The 13,593-nt window shown below is 69.7% G+C and carries 15 protein-coding genes and 1 pseudogene; 7 read left to right on the top strand and 9 right to left on the bottom strand.

All coding sequences use genetic code 11. From position 1 onward, the window contains the following. Positions 1-26 precede the first annotated feature (26 nt). On the top strand, positions 27-227 hold the full coding sequence (locus ACW175_RS19895) for a hypothetical protein (RefSeq protein WP_395445736.1): 201 nt from the start codon (positions 27-29) through the stop codon (positions 225-227). 23 nt (positions 228-250) lie between these two features. Here the strand turns inward: ACW175_RS19895 and ACW175_RS19890 are convergent, their stop codons facing one another. Together ACW175_RS19890 and ACW175_RS19885 are read right to left on the bottom strand one after the other, a co-directional pair. Next, positions 251-613, bottom strand: coding sequence for a nuclear transport factor 2 family protein (locus tag ACW175_RS19890; protein WP_492101696.1), 363 nt, complete (start codon positions 611-613; stop codon positions 251-253). A gap of 11 nt (positions 614-624) precedes the next feature. Further along, positions 625-1,380 (bottom strand): SDR family NAD(P)-dependent oxidoreductase, encoded by a 756-nt coding sequence (locus ACW175_RS19885; protein WP_492101695.1) that lies wholly within the window; start codon positions 1,378-1,380, stop codon positions 625-627. Between the two features lie 120 nt (positions 1,381-1,500). Here ACW175_RS19885 and ACW175_RS19880 point away from each other — a divergent pair, with 120 nt between their 5' ends. Beyond that, positions 1,501-2,406 (top strand): LysR substrate-binding domain-containing protein, encoded by a 906-nt coding sequence (locus ACW175_RS19880; protein ID WP_492101694.1) that lies wholly within the window; start codon positions 1,501-1,503, stop codon positions 2,404-2,406. Between the two features lie 4 nt (positions 2,407-2,410). On the opposite strand, the gene ACW175_RS19875 is transcribed toward ACW175_RS19880, so the two are convergent. After that, a complete protein-coding gene (locus ACW175_RS19875) occupies positions 2,411-3,772 on the bottom strand; it encodes an aminotransferase-like domain-containing protein (RefSeq protein WP_492101693.1) in 1,362 nt (453 codons plus the stop codon). Positions 3,773-3,822: 50 nt separating this feature from the next. Between ACW175_RS19875 and ACW175_RS19870 the strand changes: the two genes are divergently transcribed. Further along, positions 3,823-4,233, top strand: a complete 411-nt coding sequence (locus ACW175_RS19870; RefSeq protein ID WP_492101692.1) for a DUF983 domain-containing protein — start codon at positions 3,823-3,825, stop codon at positions 4,231-4,233. An 11-nt stretch (positions 4,234-4,244) separates the two neighbouring features. On the opposite strand, the gene ACW175_RS19865 is transcribed toward ACW175_RS19870, so the two are convergent. Next, positions 4,245-4,703, bottom strand: a complete 459-nt coding sequence (locus ACW175_RS19865) for a carboxymuconolactone decarboxylase family protein (protein WP_492101691.1) — start codon at positions 4,701-4,703, stop codon at positions 4,245-4,247. A 94-nt stretch (positions 4,704-4,797) separates the two neighbouring features. On the opposite strand from ACW175_RS19865, the gene ACW175_RS19860 reads away from it, so the two are divergent. Next, on the top strand, positions 4,798-5,667 hold the full coding sequence (locus ACW175_RS19860; protein WP_492101690.1) for a sigma-70 family RNA polymerase sigma factor: 870 nt from the start codon (positions 4,798-4,800) through the stop codon (positions 5,665-5,667). 1 nt (position 5,668) lies between these two features. Here ACW175_RS19860 and ACW175_RS19855 read toward each other — a convergent pair whose 3' ends face one another. Continuing rightward, a complete protein-coding gene (locus tag ACW175_RS19855) occupies positions 5,669-5,977 on the bottom strand; it encodes a polyhydroxyalkanoic acid system family protein (protein WP_099575880.1) in 309 nt (102 codons plus the stop codon). 132 nt (positions 5,978-6,109) lie between these two features. On the opposite strand from ACW175_RS19855, the gene didA reads away from it, so the two are divergent. From didA to ACW175_RS19840, 3 genes are all read left to right on the top strand, one after another. Continuing rightward, positions 6,110-6,316 (top strand): DNA damage-induced SOS-independent cell division inhibitor A, encoded by a 207-nt coding sequence (gene didA / locus ACW175_RS19850; protein ID WP_492101689.1) that lies wholly within the window; start codon positions 6,110-6,112, stop codon positions 6,314-6,316. Positions 6,317-6,346: 30 nt separating this feature from the next. Beyond that, positions 6,347-7,348: a dipeptide epimerase gene (locus ACW175_RS19845; protein ID WP_492101688.1), complete on the top strand. Its 1,002-nt coding sequence runs from the start codon at positions 6,347-6,349 to the stop codon at positions 7,346-7,348. Positions 7,349-7,409: 61 nt separating this feature from the next. Continuing rightward, positions 7,410-8,195: a DUF1295 domain-containing protein gene (locus tag ACW175_RS19840; RefSeq protein ID WP_492101687.1), complete on the top strand. Its 786-nt coding sequence runs from the start codon at positions 7,410-7,412 to the stop codon at positions 8,193-8,195. 32 nt (positions 8,196-8,227) lie between these two features. On the opposite strand, the pseudogene ACW175_RS19835 reads toward ACW175_RS19840, so the two are convergent. From ACW175_RS19835 to ACW175_RS19820, 4 genes and pseudogenes are all read right to left on the bottom strand, one after another. Beyond that, positions 8,228-9,021: pseudogene (locus tag ACW175_RS19835) on the bottom strand (DUF72 domain-containing protein). A 49-nt stretch (positions 9,022-9,070) separates the two neighbouring features. Next, positions 9,071-10,459 (bottom strand): L-serine ammonia-lyase, encoded by a 1,389-nt coding sequence (locus ACW175_RS19830; RefSeq protein WP_492101686.1) that lies wholly within the window; start codon positions 10,457-10,459, stop codon positions 9,071-9,073. 134 nt (positions 10,460-10,593) lie between these two features. Then, positions 10,594-12,249 carry a M28 family metallopeptidase gene (locus tag ACW175_RS19825; protein ID WP_492101685.1) on the bottom strand — a complete coding sequence of 552 codons (1,656 nt, stop codon included), beginning with the start codon at positions 12,247-12,249 and terminating at the stop codon, positions 10,594-10,596. A 43-nt stretch (positions 12,250-12,292) separates the two neighbouring features. Next, positions 12,293-13,504 (bottom strand): DSD1 family PLP-dependent enzyme, encoded by a 1,212-nt coding sequence (locus ACW175_RS19820; RefSeq protein ID WP_492101684.1) that lies wholly within the window; start codon positions 13,502-13,504, stop codon positions 12,293-12,295. Positions 13,505-13,593 lie beyond the last annotated feature (89 nt).

The raw sequence follows: 13,593 nt of genomic DNA, 5'->3' as shown, positions 1-13,593 counted from the left end.
CCTCGCTCTTTCGGGAAGGATCCCCCATGGCCCAGCTCCTGCCGCTCCAGTCGTTCAGTCTGCAGGAGACGGACGACGGCTACCGTCTGCTGGTCTCGGCCATCGGCGGCGAGTCGCTCTACGTCTCGATCACCCCCGACCAGATGGACGACATCATCGACAGCCTTGAGAACGCCATGGGCGGCGAGGGCGAAGGCGAAGACGCCGAGGACGACGCCGAGTTCTGAGGCTCGACGCCGCCCTCTGTCGGCTATTTGTCCTCGCCATCCAGGAAGACGTAGATCGCCGCGATCTGGCCGTCACGGACCAGGATGAAGTCGTGGCCGGCATAGCGCGGCGGCTCGCCGGCCGGCCCCGAGACCCACGACAGGCGGCCAGCGTCGTGGCTGGCCTGGGCCGGCGAGGTCTCGGTATAGGCGAAGGTCGGATGGCCGGCCCGGATGATCCCGGCGATCCGGTCGATCGCTTCGCGCCCATGATGGCCTTCGCCATTGGGGCCGTAGAACACCGCGTCCTCGGCGTAGAGTTCGTCGATCGCGGCGCGGCGTCGGGCCTGATCGCCCTCGCCGAACACCTCGTGCAGGTTGCGGATCAGCAGTTGTTCGATGGTCATCTCGCCTCTCCTCAGACTTGAGTCATGCCGCCGTCGACGAACAGCTCGGCGCCGGCGATGAACGAGGCGTCGCTGGACGCCAGGAAGGTCACGGCCTTGGCGATCTCGGCCGGGTCGCCGACGCGGCCCAGGGGGATCTGGCTGGCCATGGCGTCGAGCAGGCCCTGCTGGGCGGCGGCGTCGTCGCCCGCCAGTTCGACTAGGCCCGGCGTCTTGATCGGCCCGGGCGAGACGACATTGACGCGGATCTGGCGCGCCTTCAGGTCGGTGGTCCAGCCGCGCGCCAGGTTGCGCACCGCCGCCTTGCTGGCGCTGTAGACGCTGAAGGCCGGCGTGCCCTGGACGCCCGCGGTCGAGCCGATCAGCACGATGGCGCCGCCGTCGCGCAGCAGGGGCAGGGCCTTCTGCACGGTGAAGATCACGCCCTTCACATTGCGGCCGAAAATGTCCTCGTAGTGCGCCTCGGTGATCGCGCCCAGGGGCAGCATCTCGCCGCCGCCGGCGTTGGGGACCAGCACGTCGATATGGGCGTGGCGCTGCTGGATAGTGTCGTACAGCGTGTCCAGATCGGCCAGCTTGGAGGCGTCGCCCCGCACGCCGGTCACGTCGCCGCCGATCGCCTTCACGGCGGCGGCCAGCTCGGCTTCGCGGCGACCGGTCACGTAGACCGAGGCGCCCAGCTGCGAAAAGCGCTTGGCCGTGGCCAGGCCGATCCCGCTGGCGCCGCCGGTCACCACCACCACCTTGCCGTCGAAAGTCTTGCTCATCGTCTGTCTCCTTGGATTGGCCCGGCGGCTCGTCCGTCGGTGACAAAGTAGATGCATCCGCAACGAAGATCGGAGTAGAGGGGTAAATCGGCTCTCAGCGTTCCATCAGTGAGACAATCCATGGCCGTCGACCTCAATGACTACGTCCTGTTCGCCGAGGTGGTGGCGCATGGCGGCTTCGCGGCGGCGGGGCGGGCGCTGCGCCAGCCGAAGTCGACCTTGAGCCGCCGGGTCGCCGCCCTGGAGGCCCGGCTGGGCGTGCGGTTGATCGAGCGCTCCACCCGCCGCTTCCGGGTGACGGAGGTCGGCCAGGCCTTTCACGAGCGTTGCCGCCTCTTGATGCTCGACGCCCAGCAGGCCGACGCCGTGGTGGCCGAAGCGCTGAGCGAACCGCATGGCCTGGTGCGCTGCAGCTGTCCGGTCGGGCTGGTCGAGGCGCTGTCGCCGACCTTCCAGGCCTATATGGCCCGCTATCCGAAGGTGAGCCTGCAGGTCGTGGCCGTCGACCGGCCGGTGGACCTGATCAGCGAGCGGATCGACGTGGCCATCCGCGTGCGCCTGGCGCTGGACACCGACGCGGCCCTGACCTTGCGGACCCTGGGACGCTCGACCCGGATCCTTGTGGCCGACCCGAAGCTGGCCATGCGGTGCGCCGGCCAGCCGCTGGCGGCCTTGGCGGACCTGCCGACCCTCAGCCCGACCGACCAGATCGGCGAGCTGGAATGGGAGCTGCTCGATACCGCGGGCGAGGCGCGGACGGTCAAGCATACGCCGCGCATGACCTGCGGCGACTTCGGGGCCCTGCGCGACGCGGCCGCCGCCGGCCTGGGCGTGGCCTTCCTGCCCGACCACGCCTGCCGCGACCTGCTGGAGGTCGGACGGCTGGTGCGCGTGTTCCCGGACTGGAGCAGCCGAGCCGGCATCGTCCACGTGGTCTTCACCACCCGGCGCGGCCTGCCGCCGGCGGTGCGGTCGCTGATCGACCAGTTGGCGGACGCGTTCCGGCGGGGCGGGGTGACGGAGTAGGGCGCTAAAGGACCAGCGACCGCAGCGCCGTCAGGGCCTGGCTCAAGGTCGCGCGCTTGGTCGCCGCCCCCAACGACACCCGCAGACCTTCGCCGACCGCGCCCGGCGCGCGGAAGGCCTCCGCCCCGACCAAAGCCAGGCCTCGGTCCCTGGCGGCTGGTGTCGCCGTCGCGCCGGGAAGCCAGACGTGCAGGCTTTCGGTCCCGCCCACCGCCGCCGGCAGCAGCTCGGCCGCCAGGGCGCGGCGGGCGATCGCTTCCTCGCGCACGCCCTCCAGGATACGGGTCGCGACGCCGTCGCGGATCCAGCTGGTGACCACGGCCGCCATCAGCGGCGCGGGCATCTGGGCGATGGCGTGCAAGGCCTGGGCCGCGCTCTCAGCCTCTCCCGGCGGCGCGACGACATAGGCCAGGCGCAGGCCGGGCGACAGGGTCTTGGCGGTGGTGGCGACATGGAACACGCCTTCGGGCCACAGGGCGGCCAGGGCGGGGTGAGGCGCGGCGGGCAACAGGCCGTAGGCGTCGTCCTCGATGATCGTCACGCCGGCGGCGCGGGCGATGGCCACGACCGCCTCCCGTCGCGCCAGGCTCATCGTCGCCGCCGTCGGGTTCTGGAAGGTGGGTGTGCAGCACAGGAGGCGCGGACGATGCTGGGCGATCAGCCGCGCCAGGGCCTCCGACTCCAGCCCCTCGGCGTCCATCGGGCAGGCCACGACGCTCAGGCCGCGCCGGGCGGCGGTGGCTAGCAGTCCCGGGTAGGCGAAGGCCTCGGCCAGGATCGCCTCGCCCGGCCGCGTCAGGTGATCCAGCAGCGACGACAGCGCCGTCTGGGCGCCGCTGGCGACGATCACGCGCGCGGGATCGACCTCGCCGAGGTTGGCGACCAGCCAGGCCGCGCCGGCCGTGCGCTGGGCCAGGGAGCCGGCGCCGGGGTGATAGGCCATCAGGGTCGCCGGGTCGGTGCGGGCCAGGATCGCGCCGGTCGTCTCGCGCAGCAGGGCCGCCAGGTTCAGGCCCGCGGGCGGCGGCGGCAGGTTCATCGACAGGTCGACCAGCCCGGCCTCGTGCTCGTGGGTCCGCGCGCGGATGAAGGTGCCGCGCCCGGCGGTCCCCTCGATCAGGCCCCGCTCGCGGGCCAGGGCGTAGGCGCGGGTCACGGTCGTAAAGTCGATTCCGACAAGACGGGCGACCTCGCGCTGTGCGGGGATCTGGTCGCCGGCCTGCAGCTCGCCCTCGGCCACGGCCTGCTCCAGGGCGGTGGCGAGGCGGCGATAGGCGGGGCCTTCCAGGGCCTCGATGCGACGCAACCACGCGGCGGCGGGATTCGGTGATCCCTTAGTTGCGGACATGGGACGATTTCCATACATTACCTACACAATGTATGGATCAATCCTGCGATTGTAGGAAGGGGCCTCCGATGGCCAACGATGAACTCTACGACTCCCCGACCCCGATCGAGGCCGGCTTCAAGTGCTGCTGCCCGCGCTGCGGCGAGGGCAAGCTGTTCGGCGGCTTCCTGAAGCTGGCGCCGAAGTGCGACCGCTGCGGCCTCGACTATAGCTTCGCCGACCCGGCCGACGGCCCCGCCTTCTTCGTCATGAGCGGCATCGGCATCGTGGTGATCGGCGTCTTCGCCTGGGTGGAGGTGACCTATCATCCGCCGCTCTGGGTGCACCTGGTGACGGTGTTCCCGGCCTTGATCATCGGCTGCCTGGCCACCCTGCGCCCGGTGAAGAGCTGGCTGGTCGCCTCGCAATATATCAACAAGGCGGAGGAAGGCCGCTTCGAGAGCCTGGGCCGCCACGACTTCGACTCGCGGCGGCTCTGAGGGGCTGGGGGTTAAACCCCCAGCGTCCCGGCAACCTGGCGCGTGGCGGCGTTCAGGCGGTTCCAGACATTGATCGCCGAGATGCTGATCAGCAGGCCGGCCAGCGCCTTCTCGTCATAGTGACGGGCGGCCTCGTTCCAGACCTCGTCCGACACCGGGTCGGCCTGGTCGGCGACGCGGGTCACGGCTTCGGCCAGGGCCAGGGCGGCGCGTTCGGCCTCGGTGAAATAGGGCGTATCGCGCCAGCCGGCGACGGTGGCCACCCGTTCGGGGCTCTGGCCGGACTTAAGGGCGCCGCGGGCGTGCATCTCCAGGCAGACGCCGCAGCCATTGATCTGGCTGACCCGCAGGTGCAGCAGTTCATGCAGGGCATCGGGCACGCCCTCGACATGGGCGGACTTGGACAGCACCATCATCGCCTTCATGGCGTCGGGCAGCAGGTAGGCGGGTTGGGTCATCCTGGCTTGCATCGGTCTATCCTTGCGGTTTGGCGACGCCGCCGGTCACATCCGGCGGCTTGCGTTCGTCAAGGAGGTGACGAAGCCCGACGGAGCGATGTGACCGATGCCCCAAGAGAATTCTGAGCAGGATTTCCTGGCGGACCGTTTCGAGGCCGATAGGGCGCGTCTGCGCGCGGTGGCCTATCGGATGCTGGGCTCACTGCCCGAGGCCGAGGACGCCGTGCAGGAGGCCTGGTTGCGATTATCGCGGTCGGGCGCCGACGGCGTCGACAACCTGTCGGCCTGGCTGACCACGGTGACCTCGCGCGTGTGCCTGGACATGCTGCGGTCGCGGAAATCCCGCCGTGAGGACGCCTTCCAGGACGGCGCGCACGAGCCGGCGGTGACCGCCGAGGAGGCGATCGAGCGCGAGACGATCCTGGCCGACTCCGTCGGTCTGGCCATGCTGGTAGTGCTGCGGACCCTGGCCCCGGCCGAGCGCATCGCCTTCGTGCTGCACGACCTGTTCGACATGCCGTTCGACCAGATCGCCCCGATCGTCGAGCGCACGCCCGACGCCGCCCGCCAGCTGGCCAGTCGCGCACGGCGGCGGGTTCGGGGCGGCGAGATGCTGGACGTGACCCAGACCGCGCGGAAAAGCGTGGTCGACGCCTTCCTCACCGCCTCGCGCACCGGCGACCTGGCGGGGCTGATGGCCGTGCTGGACCCGGACGTGGTGGTCCGCTCCGACGTCCTGGGCGGCGGCGGTCAGGTCCGCGAACTGCGCGGCGCGGAGAAGGTGGCCAAGTTCTACAACGGCCTGGCCCAGACCGCCCGCACGGCCCTGATCGACGGCGCCATCGGCGCGGTGGTGGCGCCGCTGGGCCGGCTGACCCGCTTGCTCGACTTCCGTGTCGAAGACGGCCGGATCGTCGAGATCTTCGTCGCCGGCGATCCGGGTCGGCTGGACGCCGTCGAAGTGGCGATGGTCTAGCCTACTTCAGCAGCGTCTGGCCGCGCCGGGTCAGCTCGTCCTTGATCTTGCCGGCGGCCATGCCCAGCAGGCCCGGCAGGCTGATGTCGAGGCGGGCGTGATCCTCCAGCACCTGGACAACGCCGGTGATGGTCGAGCCCATGGCCACGGCCGAGAAGTTCAGTACATCGCCGGCCCAGCTTTGGGTGAAGCCCTTGGCGTCGCCGCCGGGGATCTGGCCGGCCAGCTGCGCCAGGCCCTGTTCCAGCCGCCGCTTGGCCTCGGCCGCGCCCAGCTGGTGGGGAATGTTGATGCTGACGGTCTTGGCCATGGTCGGTCCTCTCGAAGTCCTTCGGCGAAACGCGGTCAACCGAGGCCTGGCTGCATACGTCCGATTCTGGCGCAAGGCCAGGCCAAGGTCGTCCGCATCAGATGAGGCCCCTCATCAGACCGGGGAAAAGACATGACCGACTTCGCCATGACCCAGCCGTTCGCCCGCCGTCCCCGCTTCATGCGTCCGGGCCGCCCCGGCGGGGTGCTGGGCGCCATCAACTATGCCGGCGTGCTGCTGGTCTGGCTGGCCGTGTTCGTCGTCGACCGCCCGTTGGCCCTGAAGGTGATGGCCGAGCGCCGCGCGGACTCGCCGATCCCCCGTCGCTGGGGCTGGTAGGACACCGCGAAACGCGGCATCCCTTCGGGCATGTCGATCGCCGTCTCCGCCCGCCCGGTTTCGCACCTGCTGAAGGCCCCGTTCCGCATCTCGCGCGGGGTCAAGACCGCCGCCGACGTGGTCGAGGTCATCGCCTCGGCCGACGGCCATGTCGGGCGCGGCGAGAGCGTGCCCTACGGCCGCTACGGCGAGACGGTCGACAGCGTGCTGGCCCAACTGGCGCCGGCCCTTGCCGCGAGCGACGTCGAGACCGCCCGGGCCGCCCTGCCGCCGGGCGCGGCGCGCAACGCGCTGGACCTGGCGCTGTGGGACCTGCGGGCCAGGCGCACCGGGGTCAGCGTCGTGGCCGCCACCGGTCTGCCGGTCCCGCCCGCCCTGGTCACCGCCGTGACCGTCAGCCTCGACACGCCCGAGGCCATGGGCGCGGCCGCCCGCGCCGTGGCCGATGCGCCGCTGATCAAGATCAAGCTCTCGGCCGAGGACCCCGCCGCCCGCCTGCGCGCCGTCGCGGCCGCCGCGCCCAATTCCCGCTTCATCGTCGACCCCAACGAGGGCTGGACCTTCGAGATTCTCGACGGGCTGAAGCTCCTGCTGGCCGAGCTGCCGATCGCCTTGGTCGAACAGCCGCTCCCGGCCGACGCCGACCATGCGCTGGAAGGCTGGGACCCGCCGTTCACCGTGTGCGCCGACGAGTCCGTCCATGTCGGCGGAGACCTGGCCGCGCTGAAGGGCCGGTACCAGGCGGTGAATCTCAAGCTCGACAAGACCGGGGGCCTGACCGAGGCCTTGGCGATTTTGAAGGCCGCCAAGGCCCTGGGCTTCCAGGTGATGACCGGCTGCATGGTCGCCTCGTCCCTGGGTGTCGCGCCGGCGCTGCATCTTGGCGGGGCCAGCGACTTCGCCGACCTGGATGGGCCGTGGTGGCTGGCGAGCGACCATCCCGGCGGCCTGCGGGTCGAGCGCGGCCGGATAACGCCGCCGAAACCGGGCTTCTGGGGCGATGCGGTGACGGCCCAGGGGCTGTGGCTGTAGCAAGACCCGTCCGTCCGGCGGTCTGGTGCGTATCTTGGTGACCTAGGTTCAAGGTCCCGACATGCCGCTCCTCACCCTGCTCGCCGTCAACGCCGCCGTCTCCGCGGTCGCCTTCCTAGCGCTCTGGCTCGTCAGCCTGCGGATCAAGGACGTCAGCTTCATCGACGCCTGGTGGGGACCGGGCATGGCGCTGCTGGCCTGGAGCACCTTGGCGCAGACCCCGGCGACGCCGCATGGCCTGCTGCTGACGGGGCTGTGCACGCTGTGGGCGGCGCGGCTGGGCGGTTACCTGTTCTGGCGCTGGCGCAAGCACGGCGCTGACCGCCGCTATGTCTCGATGATCGACCATGCCGAAAAGCATCGTGGCTGGAGCTTCGCCAAGACCGCGCTGATCTTCGTCTTCGCCACCCAGTTCGCGCTGGGGTTCGCGGTGGCGCTGCCGGTGCAGCTGGGCCAGCAGGCCGGGCCGCTTGGGCCGTTGGCCCTGGTCGGCGCGGTCCTGGCGGTGACCGGGATCGCCTTCGAGACCATCGGCGATTGGCAGTTGACCCGGTTCAAGGGCGATCCGGCCAACGCCGGCAAGGTCATGGACCGGGGCCTGTGGCGCTACACCCGGCATCCCAACTATTTCGGCGACGCCTGCGTGTGGTGGGGGCTGTACCTGATCGCCGCCGAAACCGGCCTGGGCGCCTGGAGCCTGCCGGGGCCGATCCTGATCACCGCGCTGCTGACCCGCTGGAGCGGCGTCCCGACCACCGAGGGCAAGATGCGCAAGAGCAAGCCGGGCTATGAGGACTACGTGGCGCGGACCAGCGGCTTCGTGCCGTGGTTTCCGAAGAAGTCTTGAGGAGAACCCTCTCCTTTAGGGAGAGGGAGCCTTCACGCCCCCAGCTTCTCGATCAGCGCCATCGCCGCCGCCGGATTGCGCACCTTCGCACCGGCGATGAAGTAGGCGAACACATCCCCGCGTTCGGCCCATTTCCGCGCCTGTTTCACCACCCCGTCCAACTCCTCCGACGTCATCCCTGTCGGCTCGTCCGGCTTGCTGGACATCAGCCGCGCATAGGTGAAGTCGGCGGTCGGCTGGTCGATGCAGGGCCAGGTCGGCTCCTCGTCGTCGGCGGCGTAGACGATGGCCGCGCCGTACCTGGCGGCCAGGTCATAGAATTCCTGGCAGGCGAAGGTCGGGCTGCGCACCTCCAGCGCGTGACGCAGCTGGACGCCCTTCTGTTCTTTTGGCAGCAATTTAAGGAAGCCCTCGAAATCCGCTGCGTCGAACTTCTTGGTCGCCATGAACTGCCAGTTGATGGGGCCCAGCTTCGGACCCAGTTCCTCCAGGCCCTGGGACAGGAACTTCTCGAGGGAATCGTTGTTCTCCGACAGCACCTTGCGGTTGGTGCAGTAGCGGCTGGCTTTCACCGCGAACACGAAGTCGTCGGGCGTCTCGTCGCGCCACTTCTGCCAGCTGTTGGGCTTGAAGGTCGAATAGTAGGTGCCGTTGATCTCGATGCTGGTCAGCTTGGACGCCGCGTATTTCAGCTCGTCCTTCTGCTTGACGTCATCGCCATAGAAGGTCCCGCGCCAAGGCTCGAACGTCCAGCCGCCGATACCCGTCCGGATCACGCCCTTGGCCATGTTTGTTCCCTTCCTGTTCCCAGCGCGCACCCTAGCATCGCAACGCGGATGGGCAAGGGCGGGCGCACAGTCCGCTGACTCCTGCCGTCAGCACTCCACCCGGTTCACCGACAAGCCCACCGCGAGGCCGCCCATCGAGGTTTCCTTGTAGATCTCGTTCATGTCCTCGCCAGTGCGCTTCATCGTGGCGATGACCTTGTCGAGCGACACCGAGTGCTGGCCGTCGCCGAGCAAAGCCAGGCGGGCGGCGTCGATGGCCTTGATGGCGCCCATGGCGTTGCGTTCGATGCAGGGGATCTGCACCAGGCCGCCGATCGGGTCGCAGGTGAGGCCCAGATTGTGCTCCATGCCGATCTCGGCGGCGTTCTCGATCTGGGCGTTGGTCCCGCCCAGGGCCGCCGCGAGACCGGCGGCGGCCATGGAGCAGGCAACGCCCACCTCGCCCTGGCAGCCGACCTCGGCCCCGCTGATCGAGGCGTTGCGCTTGTAGAGCGCGCCGATCGCGGCGGCGGTCAGCAGGAACACCCGGATCTGCTCGGGACTGCCCTTGTGGAAGCGGACGAAGAACCGCAGCACGGCCGGGATCAGGCCCGCCGCGCCATTGGTCGGCGCGGTGACGACGCGGCCGCCAGCGGCGTTCTCCTCGTTGACCGCCATGGCCCACAGATTGACGAAGTCCATGGCCGCCAGGGGATCGCTCATCTGGCGCTCCATCCGTCCGAGGATGGTCTGGTGGATCTGGTGGGCGCGGCGCTTGACGGCCAGGCCGCCCGGCAGGACGCCGTCCTGGCGCATCCCGCGATCAATACAGGCTTCCATGGCCCCAAAGATGCGGTCGAGGCCGGCGTTCATCGCGCCCTCGTCCATGCGGGCCAGCTCGTTGGCGGCCATGACCTGGGCGATGGTCAGGCTCGCGTCGGCGGCGCGGTCCAGCAGGTCGGCGCCGCTCTCGAACGGGAAGGGGACGGCGGGGCCTTCCTCGGGCGGCGCGTTGCTGCCCATCTCCCGCTCGTCGCGGACGAAGCCGCCGCCGATCGAGAAATAGGTGCGCTGGGTCAGGACTTCGCCGGCCTTGTCGAAGGCGGTGAAGGTCAAGCCGTTCGGATGCTGGGGCAAGCGTTCGTGGCCCAGCCAGACGATGTCCCTGGCCTCGTCGAAGGCGATGGCGTGGTCGCCGGCCAGGTTCAGCGATTGCGTCGCCTTTGTCTCCAGCAAAGCCGCCTCGCCGGCGTCGGGATCGAGCGTGGCGGGGACGAACCCCATCAGACCCAGGATCACCGCGCGGTCGGTGGCGTGGCCTCGGCCGGTCAGGGCCAGGGAGGCGTAGAGCTTGGTCTCGACGCGCACCACGTCCGGCAGCCTGCCCGCCTCGCGGAGGCGCTGGACGAACCGTACGGCGGCCGTCATCGGCCCCATGGTGTGGCTGCTCGACGGGCCGACGCCGAGTTTGAAGAGGTCGAAGACGGAGGCGGTCATGATCGTGTGTCCGCCCTCCTCCTTCGACAAGCTCAGGATGAGGGCTACTGGAAAGCTCTTGGGGTACTAGGCGCGGTGCGGTCGAGATCCTCATCCTGAGCTTGTCGAAGGACGAGGATCTCGTAGCGCTGGTGTTACTTCCGCTGCGCGGCGGTCTTGTCGCGCAGGGCCTTGAACTCCGAGCCCGCCTGCCATTGCGGCCAGACGCGGCTGTTGGCCAAGTCGTGGCCCATTTCGTAGACCAGGCCCAGGTCCATGGCCTGGCCCGACAGGTCCCAGTCGGCCGACCATTCGTCCGCCGGCTGGTGGTAGCGCTTGTCGGTATAGTCGGCCTCGGCCTTCTCGCCGGCTTCCTTGCCGCCCTTATAGAGGTCGTTGCCCGAGCCGATCGAGATGGCCGGCACGCCGCGCTTGGCGAAGGGGAAGTGGTCCGAGCGGTAGAAGTGGCCAGCCTGCGGGACGGGATCCGGCGTGAAGTAGCGGCCGTGCAGCTTGGCCTTGGCGACCAGCATGTCCTGCAAGTCGACCTTGCCGTCGCCGGAGGTGCCGATGTCCTTGGCCGGACCAGCGGCCGACAGGGCGTCGATATTGATGTCGCCGACCGTGGTCGCCAGCGGGAACAGCGGGTTGGCGCTATAGTATTCCGAGCCCAGCAGGCCCTTCTCCTCGGCGGTCACGGCCAGGAACAGGATGGAGCGTTGCGGGGCGGGCTGGCTCTTGAAGGCGCGGGCCAGCTCCAGCAGGGCGGCGATGCCGTCGGCGTTGTCGATGGCGCCGTTATAGATCTTGTCGCCGCGCGCATCCGGAGCGCCGACGCCCAGGTGGTCCCAGTGGCCGCTGTAGATGACGGTCTCGTTCGGGAACTTGGTCCCGACGATGCGGCCGGCGACGTTCTTGGAGACGATCACCTCGTGCTTGACCTTGTAGTCGGCCGAGAAGGTCGCGTCCTTCAGTTCGACCGGCTTGAAGTCGCGGGTCTGGGCCAGCTTCTTCAGGGCGTCGAAGTCGAGGCCGGACTTCTTGAACAGGTCGACGGCCGTGTCGCGCTGGATCCAGGCCTCCATCGACGGGTGCGACTTGCCCGGCTCCTTGCGGACGATGTCGAACATCGTGTTGGTGTTGGAGTTCTTGACCGTGTTCCAGCCGTACGAGGCGGGAGCCGTCTCGTGGACGATGAGGATGCCGGCCGCGCCCTGGCGAGCGGCCTCTTCGTACTTGTAGGTCCAGCGGCCGTAGTAGGTCATGGCCTTGCCGCCGAAGTCACCGGAACCGGTCTCGAAGTCCGGATCGTTGATCAGCACGACCAGGATCTTGCCCTTCAGGTCCATCCCCTTGAAGTCGTCCCAATTGCGCTCCGGCGCCTTGACGCCATAGCCGACGAAGACCAGCGGGGCGTCCTTGATCGAGACGCTGTCGACATTGGTCATGGCCGCGCGGATGGCCACTTGCTCGCCTTGGGTCAGAGCCTGCTTGGCGCCGCCGACCGAGACGCTGGCCGCGACCGGGCCGGTGATCTCGAACATGCCCAGCGGCACGTTCTGGGTCCAGGCGCGCTTGCCGTCTTTTTGGAGGTCGCCGGCGGGGGAGAGGCCGATGGCCTTCATCTGGTCGACGATGTAGCCGACGGCCTTCTTCTCACCGGCGGTGGCGGGGCCGCGCCCCTCGAATTCGTCCGACGACAGCACCTTGATGTGGGCCGACAGCCTGGCGGGGTCGATCTTCGGCGCGTCGGCCGCGTGCGCCAGCATGGGCGCGGCGATCAGGGCGGTGGCGAGCAGCAGGCGTTTCATCTCAAGCCCCTCCGGGAGCAAATCTTGTCGTTGGGCGCGGACCCTAGAGGGAGACCCGGCGGCCGTCCACCGGCCAGCGTTCCAGCTTTTCGCCGTCCCAGACGTGCAGGGCGTCATAGAGATTGATGGTCGGATCGCAGTGGCCGGGCTGCAGCCAGACGAGGGCGCCGACCTTGGGCGCGTCGAACGGCGCGACCCGGTCGGGATCGGCGTCGGCGCTGGCCACGGCGCGGTCGAAGCCCAGCGGATCGCGACCGCCGGCCTTCAGCACGTCGATCAGGGCCGGATGGGCGATCATGCCGTGCTCGTCGCCCATCGGCCGCCACAGCGAGCCCGGCGCCGCGCCGGCGACCACGCGGGCCGGCGGGCCGTCCATCGACACGGCCTTGAAGCCGGCGTCGACGGTGACGTGGCTCTTGTGGTTGGCCGAGACGACGGTGGAGGCGATGAACAAGGCCGGTTCGAACGCCCACGGGCCGTCCGGTCCGCCGCAGGCGTCGTACTCGACGTCCATCACCGCGTAGGAGCCGGCCTGCAACTCGGTATAGACCCCCGAGGCTAGGTCGAAGGCGTGGGTGCCGGTGCCGCCGCCTGTCACCACCGGCGGCGGCAGGCCGGCGGCGGTCAGCTCGGCGACCAGGGCCTTCAGCGTGGCGAAGGCGGCTTCGTCGGCGGTGCGGCGCAGCGCCAGGTCGTCCATATGCTGCAGGTGGCCGAGATAGGCCTGGACGCCCGCGAACCGCAGGCCGGGCGCGGCGTCGGCGGCGCGGGCGAGATGCAGGGCGTCCTTCGGATAGGCGCCGGCGCGGTGGGTGCCGAGGTCGAGGTCGACGACGAGGTCGAGGGTCACGCCGGCCGCGACGGCCGCGTCGGACAGCCGGTCGATCTGGCCTTCGTCATCGGCGACCGCGCCGACGGTCGCGCCGGTCTTGGCGAGGGCGGCCAGGCGCGCCGGGCCCCAGGGCGGGACCGGGGCGGTGACGAGGACGTCGGTGATCCCGCCGGCCACATAGGCCTCGGCCTCGCCGACCGTCTGGCAGCACAGGCCGACGGCGCCGCCGTCAACGATCAGTCGGCCGAGCGTCGAGCACTTGTGGGTCTTGCCGTGGGCGCGCAGGCGCACGCCGGCGGCGTCGCACAGGGCCTGCATGCGGGAGAGGTTGCGGGTCAGGGCCGCGCGGTCGACGACGAGAAGGGGCGTCTGGGGGAGGGCGGTCGCGGCCGGCAGGTTCATGTCATTTCCCCCATACTTCATGGCTTGTCATCCCGGCCGGAGCGAAGCGGAGAGCCGGGACCCAGGGGCGGTGCGCACAGCGCTCCTTCACCCCCTGGGTCCCGGACAGC

Source organism: Caulobacter sp. FV1ye6ST (genome assembly GCF_058681225.1).
The sequence above is the reverse complement of the archived record's forward strand: the minus strand, read 5'-3'. Positions and strand labels throughout refer to the sequence as shown.

What these genes read in the sequence shown, in the direction of transcription:
- ACW175_RS19855 (WP_099575880.1), bottom strand. Translation starts at nt 5,977, where the DNA reads ATGGCCAAGACCGTCAGCATCAACATTCCCCACCAGCTGGGCGCGGCC.
- ACW175_RS19865 (WP_492101691.1), bottom strand. Translation starts at nt 4,703, where the DNA reads ATGCAAGCCAGGATGACCCAACCCGCCTACCTGCTGCCCGACGCCATG.
- ACW175_RS19890 (WP_492101696.1), bottom strand. Translation starts at nt 613, where the DNA reads ATGACCATCGAACAACTGCTGATCCGCAACCTGCACGAGGTGTTCGGC.
- ACW175_RS19880 (WP_492101694.1), top strand. Translation starts at nt 1,501, where the DNA reads ATGGCCGTCGACCTCAATGACTACGTCCTGTTCGCCGAGGTGGTGGCG.
- ACW175_RS19870 (WP_492101692.1), top strand. Translation starts at nt 3,823, where the DNA reads ATGGCCAACGATGAACTCTACGACTCCCCGACCCCGATCGAGGCCGGC.
- ACW175_RS19895 (WP_395445736.1), top strand. Translation starts at nt 27, where the DNA reads ATGGCCCAGCTCCTGCCGCTCCAGTCGTTCAGTCTGCAGGAGACGGAC.
- ACW175_RS19875 (WP_492101693.1), bottom strand. Translation starts at nt 3,772, where the DNA reads ATGTATGGAAATCGTCCCATGTCCGCAACTAAGGGATCACCGAATCCC.
- ACW175_RS19885 (WP_492101695.1), bottom strand. Translation starts at nt 1,380, where the DNA reads ATGAGCAAGACTTTCGACGGCAAGGTGGTGGTGGTGACCGGCGGCGCC.
- didA (WP_492101689.1), top strand. Translation starts at nt 6,110, where the DNA reads ATGACCGACTTCGCCATGACCCAGCCGTTCGCCCGCCGTCCCCGCTTC.
- ACW175_RS19845 (WP_492101688.1), top strand. Translation starts at nt 6,347, where the DNA reads ATGTCGATCGCCGTCTCCGCCCGCCCGGTTTCGCACCTGCTGAAGGCC.
- ACW175_RS19840 (WP_492101687.1), top strand. Translation starts at nt 7,410, where the DNA reads ATGCCGCTCCTCACCCTGCTCGCCGTCAACGCCGCCGTCTCCGCGGTC.
- ACW175_RS19825 (WP_492101685.1), bottom strand. Translation starts at nt 12,249, where the DNA reads ATGAAACGCCTGCTGCTCGCCACCGCCCTGATCGCCGCGCCCATGCTG.
- ACW175_RS19830 (WP_492101686.1), bottom strand. Translation starts at nt 10,459, where the DNA reads ATGACCGCCTCCGTCTTCGACCTCTTCAAACTCGGCGTCGGCCCGTCG.
- ACW175_RS19820 (WP_492101684.1), bottom strand. Translation starts at nt 13,504, where the DNA reads ATGAAGTATGGGGGAAATGACATGAACCTGCCGGCCGCGACCGCCCTC.
- ACW175_RS19860 (WP_492101690.1), top strand. Translation starts at nt 4,798, where the DNA reads ATGCCCCAAGAGAATTCTGAGCAGGATTTCCTGGCGGACCGTTTCGAG.